The organism is Azospirillum sp. B21 (assembly GCF_008364825.1).
Classification (GTDB): Bacteria; Pseudomonadota; Alphaproteobacteria; order Azospirillales; family Azospirillaceae; genus Azospirillum.
Window position 1 is genome coordinate 679,204 of the sequence record NZ_VTTO01000001.1, and the last position, 19,181, is coordinate 698,384.

The 19,181-nt window shown below is 68.6% G+C and carries 16 protein-coding genes and 2 tRNA genes; 16 read left to right on the plus strand and 2 right to left on the minus strand.

Going from position 1 to position 19,181, the window contains the following annotated elements:
- The first annotated feature begins 12 nt into the window (after positions 1–12).
- The 10 genes from FZ983_RS03285 to egtB all read left to right on the plus strand — a co-directional run bounded on the left by FZ983_RS03285 (position 13) and on the right by egtB (position 11,329).
- Entirely contained in the window at positions 13–957 is a 945-nt protein-coding gene (locus FZ983_RS03285) for an SDR family oxidoreductase (protein ID WP_149222153.1), read from the plus strand.
- A 63-nt stretch (positions 958–1,020) separates the two neighbouring features.
- Positions 1,021–2,955, plus strand: a complete 1,935-nt coding sequence (locus tag FZ983_RS03290; RefSeq protein WP_149222154.1) for a nucleoside-diphosphate sugar epimerase/dehydratase — start codon at positions 1,021–1,023, stop codon at positions 2,953–2,955.
- A gap of 161 nt (positions 2,956–3,116) precedes the next feature.
- Positions 3,117–3,191: transfer RNA gene (locus FZ983_RS03295), tRNA-Thr, on the plus strand.
- A gap of 36 nt (positions 3,192–3,227) precedes the next feature.
- Positions 3,228–3,302, plus strand: a tRNA-Thr gene (locus FZ983_RS03300).
- 135 nt (positions 3,303–3,437) lie between these two features.
- On the plus strand, positions 3,438–4,517 hold the full coding sequence (gene aroC / locus FZ983_RS03305) for a chorismate synthase (RefSeq protein ID WP_149198131.1): 1,080 nt from the start codon (positions 3,438–3,440) through the stop codon (positions 4,515–4,517).
- Between the two features lie 185 nt (positions 4,518–4,702).
- Entirely contained in the window at positions 4,703–5,287 is a 585-nt protein-coding gene (locus tag FZ983_RS03310; protein ID WP_149222155.1) for a hypothetical protein, read from the plus strand.
- Positions 5,288–5,335: 48 nt separating this feature from the next.
- On the plus strand, positions 5,336–7,492 hold the full coding sequence (gene rnr, locus FZ983_RS03315) for a ribonuclease R (protein ID WP_149222156.1): 2,157 nt from the start codon (positions 5,336–5,338) through the stop codon (positions 7,490–7,492).
- A 357-nt stretch (positions 7,493–7,849) separates the two neighbouring features.
- On the plus strand, positions 7,850–9,430 hold the full coding sequence (locus tag FZ983_RS03320) for a S41 family peptidase (protein ID WP_149222157.1): 1,581 nt from the start codon (positions 7,850–7,852) through the stop codon (positions 9,428–9,430).
- Positions 9,431–9,589: 159 nt separating this feature from the next.
- Positions 9,590–9,757: a 50S ribosomal protein L33 gene (gene rpmG / locus FZ983_RS03325; RefSeq protein ID WP_012974790.1), complete on the plus strand. Its 168-nt coding sequence runs from the start codon at positions 9,590–9,592 to the stop codon at positions 9,755–9,757.
- 222 nt (positions 9,758–9,979) lie between these two features.
- Positions 9,980–11,329 (plus strand): ergothioneine biosynthesis protein EgtB, encoded by a 1,350-nt coding sequence (egtB, locus tag FZ983_RS03330; protein ID WP_149222158.1) that lies wholly within the window; start codon positions 9,980–9,982, stop codon positions 11,327–11,329.
- Here egtB and FZ983_RS03335 read toward each other — a convergent pair.
- Both FZ983_RS03335 and FZ983_RS33970 read right to left on the minus strand, forming a co-directional pair.
- The gene (locus FZ983_RS03335) at positions 11,326–12,705 is read right to left on the minus strand and encodes a DNA polymerase III subunit epsilon (protein ID WP_149222159.1); all 1,380 of its coding nucleotides are present in this window, start codon (positions 12,703–12,705) and stop codon (positions 11,326–11,328) included. The genes egtB and FZ983_RS03335 overlap by 4 nt on opposite strands.
- A 70-nt stretch (positions 12,706–12,775) precedes the next feature.
- Positions 12,776–12,952 carry a hypothetical protein gene (locus FZ983_RS33970; RefSeq protein ID WP_188092232.1) on the minus strand — a complete coding sequence of 59 codons (177 nt, stop codon included), beginning with the start codon at positions 12,950–12,952 and terminating at the stop codon, positions 12,776–12,778.
- A gap of 380 nt (positions 12,953–13,332) precedes the next feature.
- On the opposite strand from FZ983_RS33970, the gene FZ983_RS03340 reads away from it, so the two are divergent.
- The 6 genes from FZ983_RS03340 to lgt all read left to right on the plus strand — a co-directional run bounded on the left by FZ983_RS03340 (position 13,333) and on the right by lgt (position 19,178).
- Positions 13,333–13,782, plus strand: a complete 450-nt coding sequence (locus tag FZ983_RS03340) for a hypothetical protein (RefSeq protein ID WP_149222160.1) — start codon at positions 13,333–13,335, stop codon at positions 13,780–13,782.
- A gap of 122 nt (positions 13,783–13,904) precedes the next feature.
- Positions 13,905–14,315 (plus strand): CidA/LrgA family protein, encoded by a 411-nt coding sequence (locus FZ983_RS03345; protein WP_149222161.1) that lies wholly within the window; start codon positions 13,905–13,907, stop codon positions 14,313–14,315.
- Positions 14,312–15,034, plus strand: a complete 723-nt coding sequence (locus FZ983_RS03350) for an LrgB family protein (protein WP_149222162.1) — start codon at positions 14,312–14,314, stop codon at positions 15,032–15,034. The genes FZ983_RS03345 and FZ983_RS03350 overlap by 4 nt, the downstream gene beginning before the upstream one ends.
- A 433-nt stretch (positions 15,035–15,467) precedes the next feature.
- Positions 15,468–17,132, plus strand: a complete 1,665-nt coding sequence (gene leuA / locus FZ983_RS03355) for a 2-isopropylmalate synthase (RefSeq protein WP_211102867.1) — start codon at positions 15,468–15,470, stop codon at positions 17,130–17,132.
- 226 nt (positions 17,133–17,358) lie between these two features.
- Positions 17,359–18,345, plus strand: coding sequence for an ADP-glyceromanno-heptose 6-epimerase (gene rfaD / locus FZ983_RS03360; protein WP_149222164.1), 987 nt, complete (start codon positions 17,359–17,361; stop codon positions 18,343–18,345).
- Positions 18,346–18,356: 11 nt separating this feature from the next.
- The gene (gene lgt, locus FZ983_RS03365) at positions 18,357–19,178 is read left to right on the plus strand and encodes a prolipoprotein diacylglyceryl transferase (RefSeq protein ID WP_149222165.1); all 822 of its coding nucleotides are present in this window, start codon (positions 18,357–18,359) and stop codon (positions 19,176–19,178) included.
- Positions 19,179–19,181: the final 3 nt, after the last annotated feature.

The window sequence follows — 19,181 nt, forward strand, 5'->3', positions numbered from 1 at the left end:
ACGATCCTGCACATGCGCGTTCTCCTGACCGGCGCCACCGGCTTCGTCGGCCGCCACACCGTTCCGCTGCTGGCCGCCCGCGGACACCGGGTGCGCGCGGCGCTGCGCACCGCCGCCGAAGGGCCGTGGGAGCCGGCCGTCGTCGGCGACATCGGCCCCGACACCGACTGGACCGCCGCGCTCGCCGGCATGGATGCCGTGATCCACATGGCGGCCCGCGTCCATGTGATGCGCGACACCGCCGCCGATCCGCTGGCGGAGTTCCGCCGCGTCAACACCGCCGGCACCATCCGGCTGGCGGAGCAGGCGGCCGCGGCCGGGGTGAAGCGCTTCGTCTTTCTCAGCAGCATCAAGGCGATGGTGGACGAAAGCCGCCCCACCCCGCTGGACGCGGCAACCACGCCCGATCCCCACAGCCCCTACGGCATTTCGAAGCTGGAGGCCGAGCGGGCGCTGGCGGAGATCGCGGCCCGCACCGGCATGGAGGTCGCGGTGATCCGCCCGCCGCTGGTCTATGGTCCCGGCGCCGCCGGCAACATGCGCGCATTGCTGAAGCTGGTGGCGACCGGCCTGCCCTTGCCCCTGGGCGGCATCCGCAACCGACGCAGCCTGATCTATGTCGGCAACCTCGCCGACGCGGTGGTGACGGTGCTGGAGCATCCCGACGCCGCCGGACAGACCTTCCTGGTCCAGGACGGCGAGCCGCTGTCGACCGCCGATCTGGTGCGCGCCATCGCCGCCGCGCTCGACCGGCCGGCACGGCTGATCCCGGTGCCGCAGGGTCTGATGGCGCTGGGCGCGGCGTTGACCGGAACCCGGGCGGTGTTCGACCGTCTGGCCGGCACGCTGACGGTGGATGACGCTCTCATCCGCAACAGGCTTGGCTGGCGCCCGCCCCATGACCTTGCGACCGGGTTGCGCGCCACCGCGGAATGGTTCAAAGCTTCCCGCGGCTGATTACCGGGCTGGAACCGCCATCGCCGGCTCCAGCTGCCGAACGAATGAACAAGGTTTAGCGGCATGCGCATCCCGTCCGCACGGGCATCCCTGGTGTTCCTGCATGATCTGGCGATGACCGGGGTGGCCCTGGTCGTCGCCCTCTATCTGCGGGTGGGCGGTTCCGCCTTCGGCCTCTATTCCGACGCGCTGTCCATCGCGCTGCCGGTGCTGGTCGGCGTTTCGGCCGCTGTCTTCGTGCTGTTCGGGCTGTACCGCGGCATCTGGCGCTACGCCTCCATCCCCGACCTGATGCAGGTGGTGCGCGCCGTCACCGTGGCGGTGCTGTGTTTCGTGCTGGCGATGTTCCTGCTGACGCGTGCCGAACTGCTGCCCCGCTCGCTGCCGCCGATCCTGTGGCTGGTGCAGATGCTGCTGCTGGGCGGACCGCGCTTCGCCTACCGCTTCCTAAAGGACCGCCGCTTCAGCTGGGCCGAAGCGGTGGAGGGCGTGCCGCGCATCCCCGTCCTGCTGCTGGGCGTCGGCGATGCGGCGGAGCTGTTCATCCGCTCGCTCGACCAGCCGGGACAGTCGGCCTATCGCGTCGTCGGCATCCTGGACGACAAGGGCCGTCGCATCGGCCATGCGGTGCGCGGCGTGCCGGTGCTGGGCGGCCCCGACGATCTCGAACAGGTGGTCCAGGCGCTGGAGCGCAAGGACGAACGGCCGCAGCGGCTGATCATCACCAAGGGCAATGCCGAGTTGAAGGGATCGACCCTGCGCAGCCTGCTCGACCGGGCAGAGGCGCTTGGGCTGGTCATGTCCCGCCTGCCCAGCCTGACCGAGTTCAAGTCCGCACTCGGTGAAGGCAAGGGCGTGGAGGTGCGTCCCATCGCGCTGGAAGATCTGCTGGGCCGGCCGCAGGCGGTGCTGGACCGCGGTGCCATTTCCGGGCTGATCGGCGGGCGGCGGGTGATCGTCACCGGCGCCGGCGGCACCATCGGCAGCGAACTGGTCCGCCAGATCGCCGCGCTGGGACCGGAGCGGCTGATCCTGCTCGATGCCGGAGAGTTCAACCTCTACAGCATCGAGATGGAGGTGCGGGAAAAGTTCCCAGGCCTCGACACCCGTGCGGTCATCGCCGACGTGCGCGACCGCGACCGGGTCATGCGCCTGTTTCAGGACGAACGCCCCGCCCTGGTCTTCCACGCCGCGGCGCTCAAGCATGTGCCGCTGGTGGAGGCCAACCCGTGCGAGGGCGCGTTGACCAATGTGGTCGGCACCCGCAACGTGGCCGACGCGGCGCGCGCCGCCGGCTGCCTCGCCATGGTGCTGATCTCCACCGACAAGGCGATCCGCCCGACCAGCGTGATGGGCGCCGCAAAACGCTTCGCCGAGACCTATTGCCAGGCGCTGGACGTGCTGCCGCCGCGCGATGGGACGGAGCACGCCACCCGCTACATGACCGTGCGCTTCGGCAATGTGCTGGGCTCGTCCGGCTCCGTGGTGCCGCTGTTCACCCGGCAGCTGGCGCAGGGCGGGCCGCTGACCGTCACACATCCCGACATGCGCCGCTATTTCATGACGGTGCGCGAAGCGGTGGAGCTGGTGCTGCAGGCGTCGGCCCACGGCGCCACCCGCGCGGAGGACCGCGGCAAGATTCTGGTGCTGGACATGGGCGAGCCGGTGAAGATCGCCGACCTCGCCCGCCAGATGATCCGCTTGGCCGGCTACCGGCCGGGCGTTGACATCGAGATCGCCTTCACCGGCCTGCGTCCCGGCGAAAAGCTGTTCGAGGAGATCCTGACCGCCGCGGAGGCGCCGAGCCGCACCGAGGCCGACGGCGTCTTCCTCGCCTCCCCCCGGCTGATCGACTATGCGCTGATCAACCGCGCGGTGGGCGAACTGGAAGCAGCGGCGCGGGCCGGCGACGGCGACCGTGTGCTGACGATCCTCGGCACCGTCGTGCCCGATTTCCGCGCCGAGGCGGTGCTTCCGCCTGCCGCGACCCAGGCGTGATTTCGAGGCTCGTTCCAGGCGCGAAAAAAAGTGAGCGACGAGGTGAGTTTAAGCGCTTGCATCCCCAAAAGGCCTGTGGCATAACCCGCGCCACTTCGGGGGGCGGTCAAGCCTGAACGCCTCACCCGAACGCATCGCCTCCGCGATGATCGGTTATCGGGGCTGCCGTAGCTCAGTGGTAGAGCACTCCCTTGGTAAGGGAGAGGTCGAGAGTTCAATCCTCTCTGGCAGCACCATTCCTCCGATCGTGTCATAAGGCGCCTGCATCTGGCGCTGCCGTAGCTCAGTGGTAGAGCACTCCCTTGGTAAGGGAGAGGTCGAGAGTTCAATCCTCTCTGGCAGCACCATTCCCCTCTTTAAAATTCCCCTTGAAAATCGGTTCATCGCTTCCTTGACCTTGCCGCCGAAAGGCCGCAAGAAACCCCGGCTTCTTCACATGTTGTGAAGTCACAGGTGCGGGTTCGTCTCGGGAGGATGTCACCATGGCCGGCAACAGCTTCGGCACGCTTTTCCGCTTCACCACCTGGGGCGAAAGCCACGGTCCGGCCATCGGCGTCGTCGTGGACGGCTGCCCGTCGCTGATCGACCTCGTTGCGGAAACCGACATCCAGCCCTGGATGGACAAGCGCCGCCCCGGCCAGTCGCGCTACACCACCCAGCGCCAGGAACCCGATCAGGTGAAGATCCTGTCCGGCGTGTTCGAGGGCAAGACGACCGGCACCCCGATCTCGCTGCTGATCGAGAACACCGACCAGCGTTCCAAGGACTACAGCGACATCGCCGGCAAATTCCGCCCCGGCCATGCCGACTACACCTACTGGCAGAAATACGGCATCCGCGATTACCGCGGCGGCGGTCGCTCCTCGGCGCGGGAAACCGCCTGCCGGGTTGCCGCTGGCGCGGTGGCGCGCAAGGTGCTGGGCTCCGCCATCCAGGTGCGCGGCGCGCTGGTGCAGATCGGCCCGCACAAGATCGACCGCAGCCGCTGGGACTGGGCCGAAATCGACAACAACCCCTTCTTCTGCCCCGACCCGGTCGCCGCCACCCAGTGGGCCGAATATCTCGACGGCATCCGCAAGAGCGGCTCGTCGGTCGGCGCGGTGGTCGAACTGGTGGCGTCCGGCGTGCCGGTCGGCCTGGGCGACCCGCTCTACGACAAGTTGGACAGCGATCTCGCCTGCGCGATGATGACGATCAACGCGGTGAAGGGCGTGGAGATCGGCAACGGCTTCGCCGCCGCCGAACTGACCGGCGAGTTGAACGCCGACGAGATGCGCATGGGTCCGGACGGCCAGCCGCAGTTCCTGTCCAACAACGCCGGCGGCATCCTGGGCGGCATCTCCACCGGGCAGGACATCGTCCTGCGCTTCGCGGTGAAGCCGACCAGTTCGATCCTGACGCCGCGCCAGACGGTGGATACCGCCGGCAACGACACCGACATCCTGACCAAGGGCCGCCACGACCCCTGCGTCGGCATCCGCGCCGTGCCGGTGGGCGAGGCGATGATGGCCTGCGTGCTGGCCGACCACCTGCTGCGGCGGCGGGCCGAGCGGAGGGAGTGAGGGCTTGGGCTTCTTGCAGACCTAGACCCCCACCTAGCCTCCCCCACTGGGTGGGGGAGGGACTGCCGCTGCTTTGCCGCAAGCACTTCCCCGCACAAGCGCTTATCCCCTCCCCCGCCCTGCGGGGGAGGGTTAGGGTGGGGGTCTAACCCCACCCCTTTCAATCAGCCCCACAGGACCACCCCATGCCCGCCCTCCGCCACGGACAGCGCCTGATCCTCGCCCTGGCGATGCTGGCCGCTCTCTCTGCCGGCGCTGCCCCCGTGGCCATGGCGGACAACAAGCCCTTCCAGGAGTTCGACGAGACCTTCAAGTCCTGGAAGCTCTACTGCCAACTCTGGACCGGCACGCGACAGGTCGAATGCGAACTGACCGCCCGCGGCACCAACGACCGCACCGCGCGGCTGGTCTGGCTGCGCTCGACCGAGAAATGGCGTGAGGGATTGCGGTTCCGGGTGTCCGCCGAATCGCTGGATCTTGACAGGCTGGTGCGGGTCTGGGCCGACCGGGCGGTGTTCAAGCCCGATTCCCCCTGCAAGCCTTACCGCTTCGAGACCAACACCTGTGCCGTGACTGATCCTGACATCAACCGCCGAATGGTGGAGCGGATCGCCCCGGCGCCGGAGGTCTCCATCGTCGGCCAGTCACCGGCCGGGGAGAAGACGGAGGTTCGCTTCCCCCTCGCCGGCTTCCGCGAGGCGGTGGAGCGCAGCGACGCCATCCGCGCGATGGCGGGCAGACCGTGGGCAACCCGCCCCGATGCCGATTGATCCCTATATAGCCATGCCAGCGACAAGAACCGACGGACTCCCCGCCCCGTGACCGACAGCCATTTCCCCGGCAAGGACGCCATTCTCGCCTTCATCCGGTCCAGCACCACCCCTGTCGGCAAGCGCGAGATCGCCCGCGCCTTCAAGCTGTCCGGATCGGCGGACCGCGAGATGCTGAAGGACCTGCTGCGCGAGTTGGAGGCCGATGGCGCCGTGGAGCGGGGGCGAAACAAGCGCATGGCCCCGCCGCAGTCCCTGCCGGCCGTCGCCGTGCTTCTGATCACCGGCGTCGATGCGGACGGCGAACTGTCGGCCCGCCCGCTGACCTGGACCGGCGAGGGCAACCCGCCGCGCATCTTCCTTCTGCCGGAAAAGAAATCGCGGGGAGAGGGGAAGCCGCTGGCCGTCGGCGACACGCTGCTGGCCAAGCTGGCCCGCATCAACGACCGCCTCTACGAGGCCCGCGTCATCCGCCGCATCGATGGCGAGCGAGAAGGCCGCATCCTCGGCGTCTACCGGCCGAGCGCCGATGGCGGGCGCATCCTGCCGACCGACCGCCGCCACAAGACCGAGTTCCTGGTGCTGCCGCCCAACCGCGGAGACGCGGAGGCAGGCGATCTCGTCTTCGCCGATATCCTGCCGGCCGGGCGAGCCGGCCAGCCGCAGGCCCGCGTGGTGGAGCGGCTGGGCTCCACCGACGAGCCGCGCGCCTTCAGCCTGATCGCCATCCATGCCCACGGCATTCCCACCGTCTTCCCCCACGCGGCTCTGCGCGAGGCGGAACTGGCGGCGGTGCCGGCTCTGATGCAGCGGGAGGATCTGCGCGATATCCCGCTGGTGACCATCGACGGAGCCGACGCCCGCGACTTCGACGATGCCGTCTGGGCCGAGCCCGACAGCGACCCGGAGAACCCGGAAGGCTGGCACCTGATCGTCGCCATCGCCGACGTCTCCTACTACGTGCGCCCCGGATCGGCGCTCGACCGGGCTGCGTACGAGCGCGGCAACTCGGTGTACTTCCCCGACCGCGTCGTGCCGATGCTACCGGAAGCGCTGTCGAACGGGCTGTGCTCGCTGCGGCCGGGGGAGGACCGCGCCTGTCTCGCCTTCCATCTGTGGATCGACCGCAACGGTGTGCTGATTCGGCACCGATTGGTCCGCGGACTCATGCGGTCTGCGGCGCGGCTGACCTATGAACAGGTGCAGGACTGCCACGATGGCCGGCCGGACGAGGTGGCGGCGCCGCTGGCCGAAAGCGTGATCGCCCCGCTGTTCGGCGCCTACGCCCGGCTCTCTGCCGCCCGTTCCAAGCGCGGAACGCTGGAACTCGACCTGCCGGAACGCCGCGTCCGCATCGACGAGCGCGGCCGGGTCGCCGAGATCGCGGTGCGCGAACGCCACGACAGCCACCGGCTGATCGAGGAGTTCATGATCGCCGCCAATGTCGCGGCGGCGGAGGTGCTGGAACGGCGCACCATGCCCGGCCTCTACCGCATCCACGACCGTCCCTCCATGGACAAGATGGAGGCGCTGCGCGGCTTCCTCGCCGACATCGGCCACCCGCTGGGCAAGAGCGCCGACCTGACGCCCAGCCACTTCACCCGCATCCTGCGCAAGGTGGCGGGCACGTCGCACGCGCCGCTGGTCAGCGAGGTGATCCTGCGCGCCCAGGCGCAAGCCGCCTACAGCCCTGACAACATCGGCCATTTCGGGCTGGCCCTGCACCGCTACGCCCATTTCACTTCGCCGATCCGCCGCTATGCCGACCTGATCGTCCACCGGGCGCTGATTCGCACCCTGGGGCTGGGCGTCGGCGGGCTCGACGACGAGACGCTGGGCCGGCTGGCGGATATCGGGGAGCATCTGTCGGGAACCGAACGCCGCGCCGCCGCCGCGGAACGCGACGCGGTCGACCGCTACACCGCCGCCTTCCTGGCCGACCGGATCGGGGAGCGCTTCAGCGGCCGCATCGCCGGCGTCAGCCGCTTCGGACTGTTCGTGCGGCTGGACGAGAGCGGCGCCGACGGGCTCATCCCCGCCAGCACCCTGCCCGACGACAGGTACGATCATGACGAGGCGGCGCACGCCCTGGTCGGGCAGCGTACAGGCCGAACCTACCGTCTCAGCAGCCCGGTCAAGGTGGTCCTGACGGAGGCCGATCCGGTCAGCGGCAGCATGCTCTTCCGGCTGGCCGACTCCGACTGACTCCCGGTCTCCATCCGATACCGTTGCTTCGAGGCAACGCTTAAACGGTGTGGCGAACCGATGGCGGACTCGTGACAAAGCCAAGGGTTCGCCACAGCTGCATCATAGCCGCACCATACAAGCGTGACCTTGACGACACAGGCCGGGACAATCCGCAACATTGCGAATCGCTCCGCAATTTTGTCCCGCACGCCCTTCCGGCCGAAGGTGTATTTATCCCCCATCCGGGACCGGCACCATCCCCGTCCGGTCCGGCCGCAGGAAAGGGAGGCCGCGGTTCGCCCCATGGCCAAATGCGATCTCAGCGCGTGCGATCACACCGTACCGTCACGCGTGTCGCCGTTTCGGATCCCCGCGATGTCGAGCATGGCACGCCGCCTGCGCCGCTCCATCCGCCATTCGGCCTTCCTGCTGTCCGCATCGGCGCTACTCGCCTCCACCGCCGTCGCGGCCCCCAGCCAATCCCTTCCGGCCAGCGCGCCGCCACCCGTCAGCGAGCAGGTCTTCGCCGTCGGCTTCGGCAAGATCGCCGAGGTCTATCTGGACTCCGTGTCCTTCAACCGCCTGGGCCTGGACGGGCTGAAGGGCCTGAGCGCCCTCGATCCCGCCGTGACAGTGGAGCGCGCCGGCAGCACAGTACGCCTGTACGTGTCGGGCACTCTGGCCGCGGAGTACGGGGCGGCGCCGGACGCCGACGCCGGCGGCTGGGCGGCGCTGACCACCCGTGTCATCGACCGCGCGCGCAGCCACTCCCCCGTCCTGTCCAAGGCGACGCCGGAACGGCTGTACCAGGTGGTGTTCGACGGCATCACCGCCGATCTCGACGGCTATTCCCGCTATACCGGCGTCCAGCGCGCAACCAACGAGCGGGCGCAGCGCGAAGGCTATGGCGGCGTCGGCATCTCGCTGGACAGCAATGCCAACGGCCGCGTGACCGTGCATGACATCATGCCGCACAGCCCGGCCGAACGCGCCGGCATCATCGACGGCGAACAGCTTCTGGCGATCGACGGCGACCTGACGGCGCGAATGACCGCGGCCGAGATGCGCGACCGGCTGCGTGGCCCGACGGGCACATTGGTCACGCTGACCGTCGCGCGCGACAACGGTGCGCCGCGCCGCCTGCCGCTGCGGCGGGAGCGGGTGGTGCCCAACACCATCACCTATTCGCTGACCGGCGACGTCGGCATCGTCAAACTCGACCGTTTCAACGCCACCACCGCCTCCAGCCTGCGGACGGCGGTCAACACCCTCCGCCAGACCGCCGGTCCGACCCTGAACGGGATGGTGCTGGACCTGCGCGGCAATCCGGGCGGGCTGCTGGACCAGGCGGTCGCGGTGGCGGACCTTTTCATGCGCCGCGGCCGGATCATCTCCACCGAAGGGCGCAATCCGGAAAGCCGCCAGCGTTTCGACGCCAACCCCGACGACCTGCTGGACGGGTTGCCGCTGGTGGTGCTGGTCGACGGCCGCTCTGCCTCCTCGGCGGAGGTGGTGGCGTCGGCGCTGCAGGACTCGGGCCGCGCCGTGGTGGTGGGTGCGTCCAGCTACGGCAAGGGCAGCGTCCAGACCGTCACCCGCCTTCCCAACGACGGCGAGCTGTTTCTGACCTGGAGCCGCATCTACACGCCGGCCGGCTACACCCTGCACCGCCAGGGCGTGCAGCCCACCGTCTGCACCAGCCGGGCGGGCCAGACCGATCCGGACTCCCTGCTGTCCGACCTGCGCGAAGGACGGCTGCGCCCGGCGCAGATCGCCAGCTGGCGATCGAAGGCGGCCGACGACGAGAAGGCGCTGAGCGCCCTGCGCGAAGCCTGCCCCTGGAAAGAGCATGAACCGGACCTGGACCTGAAGGTCGCCATGCGGCTGCTGTCCGAGCCGGCGCTGTACCAGCGCGCGGTCGCCAGCGCCGTGGTCAACACGGTGGCGGAGCGCTGAGTCCCGCCAATGAGGCGACAGGCCCTGTGGCAATCGAAGTCGGACACCGATTTCACCGCCCATAAGGCTTGACATTGCGGCGTCAGACGGTATTTTCCGCCGCTACGACGCCGCCCCGCCGGGCCGGCGGGGCACGGATTTTTTGTCGGGATCGAGATCATGGCCAAGCAGAACACCGTCCTCATCAAGCTGGTGAGCACGGCTGACACCGGTTTCTTCTACGTGAAGAAGAAGAACCCGAAGAAGACCACCGAAAAGCTGTCGTTCCGTAAGTACGACCCGGTGGCGCGCAAGCACGTCGAGTTCAAGGAAGCCAAGATCAAGTAAGTCTTGTCCGACACTGAGCTGTGCTTCGAATGAACAAGGCCGCCTTTTCGGGCGGCCTTTTCGTTTTGGGTCAAAGCTCTGCATTTTCTGCACCAGGGCTGGTGCGGCATCCGGTCGCTGCCGCTATTTGCGGTGACCGCCACACCACGGATGCATGCATTCCAAATGGGGCACTTCGGGCGGACACTGTTCGGACGGTAACCGACTCCGGAGGGACCGACCATGCCCGACACGCATCTCATCCCGTCCCCTGGCCCGCCCCCCGGCCCGCTTGCCGACTCCGGCGCGACCATGCCGGACGGCGACCGGCGGCAGGCTCTCGCGACCCGCTTCCAGAAGGCGCGCGCCCGCACGGCTGAGCTGGTCGCCACCCTGTCGCCGGAAGACCTGATGGTCCAGACCGTGCCCGACGGCGCCCCGGCGAAATGGCACCTCGCCCACACCAGCTGGCTGTTCGAGGTGGCGGTGCTGATCCCCTTCAGCCCAGGCTACCGCCCCTTCGACCCCGTCTTCCTCGACCTGTTCGCGGCGCGCGGTGAGCGATTCGCCGCTCCGCCTCGCGTGCTGTCCCGTCCCGGCGCCGCGGAGATCATGCGCCACCGCGACCAGATCAACGCCGCAGTGCTGCATCTGATCGAGCAAGTCGACGACAATCTGTGGAACACGGTCGAACCGGCGCTGGTGATGGCCATCGCCCACGAACGCCGCCACCAGGAGCGCATGCTCCTGCACATCAAGCACGCCCTGTGGTCCAACCCGATGCGCCCAGCCTATGAGCCGGCGCCGGACCATCCGCATCTTGGGGCGCCGCCCGACGGCTGGGTGGAACAAGCCGGTGGGCTGGTCGAGATCGGCCGCCCCGCCCCGCTGCCCGGATTCGACCATGAAGGGCCGCGCCACCGCGTCTGGCTGGATCCCTATCGCTTGGCCGCCCGCCCGGTCACCTGCGGCGAGTTCCTGGCCTTCATCGAGGCCGGCGGCTACAGCGACCGCTCGCTCTGGCTGTCCGACGGGTGGGAGTCCGCGCGGGCGGAGGGCTGGAGCGCACCGCTCTATTGGGAGCGCGGCAGCGGCGAGCAGGGCGGCGATCGGAATGGCGGTTCCGGCTGGCGGGTCTTCACCCTCTACGGCATGCAGCCGCTCAACCCGAACGAGCCGGTCTGCCATGTCAGCTGGTACGAGGCCGACGCCTATGCCCGCTGGGCCGGCAAGCGCCTTCCGCGCGAAGCCGAATGGGAGACGGTCGCCGCCGGCTGCGACAGCATGGGCAATCTGCTGGGCACCGGCCATCGTCACCCGCGCTGCGGCACCTGTCACGGCACCGGCCCCTGGCAGATGTGCGGCGACGTGTGGGAATGGACCGCCGACGCCTTCGCCACCTATCCGGGCTACCGCCGACCCGACGGCCCGGACGAGGCGGTCAACGGCCGACTCGCCGGCAACCGCATGGTCTTGCGTGGCGGCAGCTGCCTGACTCCCTTCGATCATGCCGGACCCTGGACGCGGCATTACCTGCGCCCGGAGACCCGCCTGTCGGTGAGCGGTTTCCGGCTGGCGGAGGATACGGTTTAGGAGGCTTGGCCGGACGCGCCTGCCACCACGCGCCCAGCCACCAGCGCCCGCGCCTGTCCCTGAGTCAGGACGCCGCGTTCGGTCAGGCGCGTGAACAGCGCGGCGGCCAGTTCGGCCACGGCCAGCGCCTCTCCTTGAGGGCCGTTGCGCGGATGGCGGGACAGTCCGAAAGCGGCGGCGAGCCGGTCGGGGGACGCGCCGGCCAGCGCCGGGTCCAGCGCCGCCGCCAGCACGCCGAGGTCCAGTCCCTGCGGCAGGGCGGGATCGGCGACGCCCGCCAGCGCGGCCGACCGCGCCAGGGCGGCGAGCGCCTGTTCGATGCCAATGCCGACGGCGATGCAGTTGTGCAGCGCATCCTGGATCGCCGGCCAGACCGCGGCGAAGGGGCGTTCACCCGCCACCATGGCGGTGCCGATGCCGTGACGGGCGGTCGCCTCCTCCGGCACCGGATCGATGGGGTCGATCAGAAGGGCGAGCGACACGGTCGGGAAGATGCGCGATCCCGCCAGCCGCACCGTGCCGACCGCGATGACCGGACCGCCGTCCGGCTCCACCCCCGCCGTCGCCACCCACAGGGCGACGAACGGCAATGCGGCCAGCGGTTCGTCGTCACCCAGGGGGGCGGCGGGCTGGGCCGGTCGAAGGGTGAGCGCTCGCTTGGCCGTCAACCCGGCGCCGTTGGCCATGCCGCGGGCGGGAAAGGACAGCATCACTCCGGAATTCAGGCCGAGATCGACGAGCCTTGCGGACAGTTCGCCCTCCTCCGTCCGGCGTAGCACCGCAGAGACGGGCGTCCCGCCGCCGCGCGCCCGTTCGATGGCGCGGGCCAGATCGTCGCGCAGCAGGGTCTTGCCGATGTCGGCGCCCTCCTCCACCTCCAACAGCCGGGCGGCGGCGGGATTGAGCCGCTCCACCCGCCCCAGCTCGTCGATGATCAGCAACGGGTCGTCGGTCAGGACGAGAGCTGCGCGAACGGCCCGGTCCATGCGACCGCCGCCCAGCGGCCCGTGCCCCAATGGGCCATTTGCGAGGGGGCCATCGGCCACGATCTGCTCACCGCCCCGGGTCAGCCCAGAAGCCGCCGCGGCCAGACGCCCGACCTCGCCGCCGCTTCCGCCCGCCCAGGGCTCCAGATCGATACGGCTGCGCCCGCCGGACAGGCGGTCCGCCAGACGTTCCAGATCGCCGAAATGACGGGACAGGCGGGAGAAGACGAACCAAACCGCCAGCAGGCCGATCCCGCAGATCGTCAGGCCACGCGTGAAGGCCGTCCGGTCCTCCGCCGCCAGCTGCGTGATCTCCACGCCCAGAAAGACCAGCGTGGCCGCCGCCACCGCCAGCCCCAGCATCGCCACGCGCCAAACGCCGCCCTTCATCGGGCCGCCTCCCCCTCGTTGTGCCCCGATTCTAGCGGGCGGAAGGGAAACGGAGAAGCGACGCGCGTGTTCAGCGTGCCAGCAGCGCAGCCCGTGCGCCGTCCACCTGCTCCATCAGGCCAGCCAGCGCCCCCCTGACCTCGCCCGACAGGCCAATCATCAGCAGCGCCACCACCGCCACGGCCAATGCATGGTCGAGGAAGGATCGATTCGCTTGATTGCGGAAGAATGGACGGATCGGCGGCATCGCAGGCTGGCTCCGGCAAGGCAAGAAAATGTGGAACTGACGGACAGCGCCAGCCTACCGGCGGAAAAGCCCAACGAATGCTTAACGGCGGGGGGAACCAAACGGCTTGTCCTGCTTTTGACACCGGCGAATCGTGATTCGCAGGCGTTTTTCAAAGTCGAGGTGACGCTTTCCGCTTCACGCCGGTCGAGTTACCCTTTGTTGCCGGCCGCGCAAACTCGGATTACCGCCTTTGCGTAAAATACATAGCAACTTCCTACCGATCTTTTGCTATCGCTCTGTTGCATTTCCTGGTTTGCCTGCTTGCCGGATGATGCTAAGAGTAGGTCATCCAGTGACAACACTCCTTTCCGCATAGGCAATTCCTTGGGAGGCCGGCAATGACTTTGGTCTATCGTCCCCTGCCCTATGGCGGGCACGAAGACCGGCGGACAGGTCGTCACCTGCTGTTGGCGGTGGCTCTGATCCTTGCCATTCCGACCGTGCTCGGTGCCGGCTGCACCGTCGACGCCCTGCGCAGCTATGCGGTGGAGGCACGGCTGGCGCAGGCGGTCGACGCCGCAGCCCTGGCCGGCGGGCGGGTGATGTTCGACTCACAGCGTGACGGACACATCCGCAGCTTCTTCGACAAGGCCTTCCCCAGGGGTTTCCTGGGATCGGACCTGTCACCCCTGACGATCGCGGAGGATGCGGCGGCCGGCACCCTGACGGTCAGCGCCCACGCCACCGTCAACGCCATCTTCCTGCGCCTGTTCGGCAAGAAGGAAGTGACGGTGGAAGCGCAATCCATCGTCCGCCGCGGCCATCACGCGCGCAGCAAGCTGCAGTAAGCACCCTCCGGACCCACACCACCACATCGCCGATTCGCGACGCTCGCATTCGCGGAATGCAGCCCGGCGGCTTCGCCACTGCGGTAGAAGGACGGACAGCGCCCTTTCCACCGGAGTCCGCGATGCTCGGAACCCTGACGCTTCTGCTGCTCTGCCAACTGGCGGGCGAACTGGCCGCCCGACTGCTGCACCTGCCGGTTCCCGGCCCCGTGCTGGGCATGCTCCTGCTGTTCGCCGGGCTTCTGCTGCGCGGCGGGGTTCCCGCAGCGGTGCAGGAAACGGCCGGCGGGCTGCTGCGGCACCTGTCCCTGCTGTTCGTGCCGGCCGGCGTCGGCGTGATGGTCCACGTCACCCGTCTGGAGACGGAAGCGCTCCCCATCATCGTCGCGCTGTTCGGCAGCACTCTGTTCGGCATCGCCGTGACGGCGAAGCTGATGGCCTTCCTGCTGAGCCGCACCGATCCGCGGCTGGAGGAAGACCCGGCGGCGGGGAAAGCGGTGGCTGGGAAACAGGCGGAAGGGGACCGGGCATGAGCGACGACCTTCACCAGATCTGGGTCTATCTGTCGGCGAACCCGCTGGCCGGGCTGACCCTGACCCTGGTCGCCTACCAATGCGGGCTGTGGCTGTTCGAGAAGCTGGGCCGGCGCCCGGTGCTGAACCCGGTGCTGATCGCGGTCGTCCTGATCGCCGGCGTGCTGAGCCTGTCGGGCATCGATTACCGCACCTATTTCGACGGCGCGCAGTTCGTCCATTTCCTGTTGGGTCCGGCCACCGTGGCGCTGGCCGTTCCGCTCTACAACCAGTTCCAGGAGGTCCGCCGCTCCGCCCTGGCGCTGGTGGTGGCGCTGCTGGTCGGATCGACGGCTTCGGCGCTGAGCGCGGTGGCGCTGGTCTGGGCCTTCGGCGGGTCGGCGGTGACGATCCTGTCGATGGCGCCCAAATCCGTCACATCCCCCATCGCCATGGGCGTGTCGGAGCAGATCGGCGGCCTGCCGTCGCTGACCGCGGTGTTCGTCATCATCACCGGCATCGTGGCGGCCAGCCTCGGCACCTGGGTGCTGAACCTGGTGCGGGTGAAGGACTGGCGTGCCCGCGGATTCGGCATGGGCGTGGCGGCGCATGGCATCGGCACAGCGCGCGCCCTTCAGGTCAACGAGGTGGCGGGCGCCTTCGCCGGGCTGGGCATGGGGCTGAACGGGCTGGCGACGGCGCTGCTGCTGCCGACCCTGTATCACCTGATCTGGGGCTGAGCGGAGCTATGGTTTGCGTATCCCGCAGTCCGTTTTCCGCCAATCCGGGCTTGACAGCGTTGCCGCACCTGCGCAGAGTGCGGCCTATGACCTGCATCGACCGCAAGAACGCTCTTCTTCGACTTCTCGGCCCGGCGCTTTAAGCGTCCGGGTTTGTCGCGTTCGCACACCATTTCCATCGGTCGAAGTGTCAGTTCCATGAGCGATGTTTGCAAAGGCGCCGGTACCGGCGTCGCCCGGCCGGGGCCGGGACTGCGACTTACCGACGGTCGCTGAGCCACGTCCGGCGGCTCTGCGGCCGTACCCCTCGCCGGTCCCTCCGCCTTTCAAATTCCGATCCGCCGCCCCGGCCGCACAGTATGCCGCGGGGCCGCCACTGGAGCCGAACGACGTCATGAGCACCGCGACCCAAACGAACGCTGGCATCCCGACCCTGCCGAAGTCCCCGTCCAAATACGCCCCCTTCCCCCAGGTGAAGCTGACCGACCGCCAATGGCCGTCGCGCACCCTGGACAAGGCGCCGATGTGGTGCTCGGTCGACCTGCGCGACGGCAACCAGGCGCTGATCGAACCGATGGGGCCGGACCGCAAGCGCGCGATGTTCGACCTGCTGCTGCGCATGGGCTTCAAGGAGATCGAGGTCGGCTTCCCCGCCGCGTCGCAGACCGATTTCGACTTCTGCCGCGAGGTGATCGAGCAGGGCAAGATTCCCGCCGGCGTCACCATCCAGGTGCTGACCCAGTCGCGTGAGGAGCTGATCCGCCGCACCTTCGACGGCATCAAGGGCGCCAAGCGCGCCATTGTCCACCTGTACAACTCGACCTCGGAGCTGCAGCGCCGCGTGGTGTTCGGGCTGGACCGCCAGGGCATCGTCGACATCGCGGTCGCCGGCACCAAGCTGATCAAGCAGCTGGCCGCCGAGACGCCGGAGACCGAGATCGTCCTGCAATATTCGCCGGAAAGCTTCACCGGCACCGAGCTGGACTTCGCGGTCGAGATCTGCGAGGCGGTGATGGAGACCTGGGGGGCGTCGCCCACCAACAAGGTCATCCTGAACCTGCCGGCCACGGTCGAGATGTCGATGCCCAACGTGCATGCCGACCAGATCGAGTGGTTCTGCCGCACCCTGAAGAACCGCGAATCGGCGATCATCTCGCTGCACCCGCACAACGACCGCGGCACCGGCGTCGCCGCGGCGGAGATGGGGCTGCTGGCCGGCGCCGACCGCGTCGAAGGCACTCTGTTCGGCAACGGCGAGCGCACAGGCAACGTCGACGTCGTCACCCTGGCGCTGAACATGTTCACCCAGGGCGTCGATCCCGAGCTGAACATCGACGACATCAACGAGATCGTCCGCGTGTCGGAATACTGCACGCAGCTGCCGGTCCATCCGCGCCACCCCTATGCCGGCGAGCTGGTGTTCACCGCCTTCTCGGGCTCGCACCAGGACGCCATCAACAAGGGGCTGAAGGCGCTGACCAAGTCCAACACCGGCAAGTGGGAGGTCCCGTACCTGCCCATCGACCCGCAGGATCTGGGCCGCAGCTACGAGGCGGTGATCCGCATCAACAGCCAATCCGGCAAGGGCGGCATCGCCTATGTGCTGGAGAAGGACTACGGTCTGCAGATCCCCCGCCGTCTGCAGATCGAGTTCTCGAAAGTCGTCCAACGCGTCGCCGACGAGAGCGGCAAGGAGCTGTCGCCCGCCGATATCCACGCCGCCTTCCAGGCCGAATATCTGGACGCCGACAGCCCGCTGGAGCTGGTCGAGCATTCGACCGAACCGCGCGGCCCGAACTCCGGCGCCCGCGCCATGAGCGTGGTGATGCGCCACAACGGCGAGACCATCACCGCCAAGGGCAAGGGCAACGGCCCGATCGACGCCTTCCTGGACGCCCTGCGCCAGGGCTGCGGCACCGACCTGCACGTCGTCGACTACCGCGAGCACGCCATCGGCTCCGGCGAGGACGCCCAGGCCTGCGCCTATGTCGAGGTGAAGACCGGCGACAAGACCCTGTTCGGCGTGGGAATCGACGCGGATATCGTGACCGCGAGCCTGCGGGCGCTGGTGAGCGCGGCCAACCGGGCGGCGCGGTAAGGGGTAGTCCTGCGGCCCCCTCCCTAACCCTCCCCCGCCCTCGGTCGGCCGAAGGCCGATCCGATCGCAGGAGAGGGGACTGCCGCGATCTTACCCTCCACCGCTGAAAGCGGGGGAGGGAGGGACCCGCTCGCAAGAGCGGGAGGGAGGGGGCAACACCTTGCCCCCACCGCCCCACCCGCCTATAAGTCCCCACGAAACGCGTCGAGCAACAGCGGACAGCGCTATGATCGTGGTCACCGGCGGGGCCGGCTTCATCGGGTCCAACCTTGTCGCGGCATTGGCTGCGCGCGGCATCACCGACGTGGCGGTCGTCGACCGCTTCCGCGACGGCGAGAAGTGGCAGAACCTGGCCAAGCGCGAGGTCGCGACCCTGGTACCGCCTGAGCAGACGCTCGCCTTCCTCGACCAGCATGCGGCCGAAATCGACACCGTCTTCCATCTCGGCGCCGTCTCCGCCACCACCGAGCGGGACGTCGACAAGATCGTCGCCAACAACGTCGCGCTGACGCTGGACCTGTGGCGCTGGTGTTCGTGGCGCGGCTGTCGGCTGATCTACGCCTCCTCCGCCGCGACCTATGGCGACGGCTCCGCCGGCTTCGACGATGACGGGTCCTGCGACGGACTGGCGCGGCTGCGGCCGCTGAACGCCTATGGCTGGTCCAAGCATCTGGTCGACCGCCGCATCGCCCGCGCCGTCGCCACCGGCGATCTGGTGCCGCCGCAATGGGCCGGGCTGAAGTTCTTCAACGTCTACGGCCCCAACGAGGCCCACAAAGGCGACATGATGAGCGTGGTCGCCAAACTGCATCCGCAGCTGACGGCCGGCAATCCGGCGCGCCTGTTCAAATCGCACAAGGACGGCTTCGAAGACGGCGGCCAGCTGCGCGACTTCATCCATGTCGACGATTGCGTCGCGGTGATGCTGTGGCTGTACGACCATCCCGAGGTCAGCGGTCTGTTCAACGTCGGCACCGGCAAGGCGCGCAGCTTCAAGGATCTGGCGCTGGCGACCTTCGCCGCCTTGGGGCTGCCCCCCCGGATTGAGTACTTCGACATGCCCGAGCATCTGCGCGGCAAATACCAATATTTCACGCAGGCGACGACGGATCGCCTGCGCGCCGCCGGGTTCGACCAGCCCTTCACCGAGCTGGAAGAGGGTGTCCGGCGCTATGTGCAGGATTTCCTGTCGCAGCCCGACCCGTATCGCTGACCGGAGCCCCCATGTTCGCCGCCCTGCCCGTCGTCGCCTTCCCCACCATCGATCCGGTCGCCTTCGCCGTCGGCCCGGTCGTCGTCCGCTGGTACGCGCTGGCCTATCTGGCCGGCTTCGTGCTGGGCTGGCGCTATTGCCTGGGACTGGCGCGGCTCGATCCCGACCGGCGGCCGAAGCCGGAGGAGTTCGACGACTTCCTGACCTGGGCGGTGATCGGCACCATCCTGGGCGGGCGGCTGGGCTATGTGCTGTTCTACAACCTGCCCTATTATCTGGAAAACCCGCTGGACGCGCTGCAGGTGTGGCACGGCGGCATGTCCTTCCATGGCGGCATGGTCGGCGTGCTGATGGCCATCGGGCTGTTCTGCTGGCGCCGCGGCATCTCGCCCTTCGTCTTCGGCGACATCATCGCAGCCTGCACCCCGATCGGGCTGTTCTTCGGCCGCATTGCCAACTTCATCAATGGCGAGCTGTATGGCCGGGCGGCGCCCGACTTCGCCTATGCCATGGTGTTCCCGCGCGATCCGCTCCAGGTGCCGCGCCACCCCAGCCAGCTTTACGAGGCGGCGCTGGAGGGGCTGGTGCTGTTCGTGCTGCTGGCGATCGCCATCCGCAGCCCGGCGCTGCGCCACCGGCCGGGCACGGTCGGCGGGCTGTTTCTGATCGGCTACGGCCTGTCGCGCATCATCGTGGAGTTCTTCCGCGAGCCCGATCCGCAGCTGGGCTTCCTGTTCGCCGGCGCCACGATGGGACAGCTGCTGTCGCTGCCGATGGTCGCGGTCGGCCTGTGGCTGGTCCTGCGCGGCCGGCGCCACGCCATCCCGGCCTGACGC

What these genes read in the sequence shown, in the direction of transcription:
- FZ983_RS03285 (WP_149222153.1), top strand. Translation starts at nt 13, where the DNA reads ATGCGCGTTCTCCTGACCGGCGCCACCGGCTTCGTCGGCCGCCACACC.
- FZ983_RS03290 (WP_149222154.1), top strand. Translation starts at nt 1,021, where the DNA reads ATGCGCATCCCGTCCGCACGGGCATCCCTGGTGTTCCTGCATGATCTG.
- aroC (WP_149198131.1), top strand. Translation starts at nt 3,438, where the DNA reads ATGGCCGGCAACAGCTTCGGCACGCTTTTCCGCTTCACCACCTGGGGC.
- FZ983_RS03310 (WP_149222155.1), top strand. Translation starts at nt 4,703, where the DNA reads ATGCCCGCCCTCCGCCACGGACAGCGCCTGATCCTCGCCCTGGCGATG.
- FZ983_RS03320 (WP_149222157.1), top strand. Translation starts at nt 7,850, where the DNA reads ATGTCGAGCATGGCACGCCGCCTGCGCCGCTCCATCCGCCATTCGGCC.
- rpmG (WP_012974790.1), top strand. Translation starts at nt 9,590, where the DNA reads ATGGCCAAGCAGAACACCGTCCTCATCAAGCTGGTGAGCACGGCTGAC.
- egtB (WP_149222158.1), top strand. Translation starts at nt 9,980, where the DNA reads ATGCCCGACACGCATCTCATCCCGTCCCCTGGCCCGCCCCCCGGCCCG.
- FZ983_RS03335 (WP_149222159.1), bottom strand. Translation starts at nt 12,705, where the DNA reads ATGAAGGGCGGCGTTTGGCGCGTGGCGATGCTGGGGCTGGCGGTGGCG.
- FZ983_RS33970 (WP_188092232.1), bottom strand. Translation starts at nt 12,952, where the DNA reads ATGCCGCCGATCCGTCCATTCTTCCGCAATCAAGCGAATCGATCCTTC.
- FZ983_RS03340 (WP_149222160.1), top strand. Translation starts at nt 13,333, where the DNA reads ATGACTTTGGTCTATCGTCCCCTGCCCTATGGCGGGCACGAAGACCGG.
- FZ983_RS03345 (WP_149222161.1), top strand. Translation starts at nt 13,905, where the DNA reads ATGCTCGGAACCCTGACGCTTCTGCTGCTCTGCCAACTGGCGGGCGAA.
- FZ983_RS03350 (WP_149222162.1), top strand. Translation starts at nt 14,312, where the DNA reads ATGAGCGACGACCTTCACCAGATCTGGGTCTATCTGTCGGCGAACCCG.
- rfaD (WP_149222164.1), top strand. Translation starts at nt 17,359, where the DNA reads ATGATCGTGGTCACCGGCGGGGCCGGCTTCATCGGGTCCAACCTTGTC.
- lgt (WP_149222165.1), top strand. Translation starts at nt 18,357, where the DNA reads ATGTTCGCCGCCCTGCCCGTCGTCGCCTTCCCCACCATCGATCCGGTC.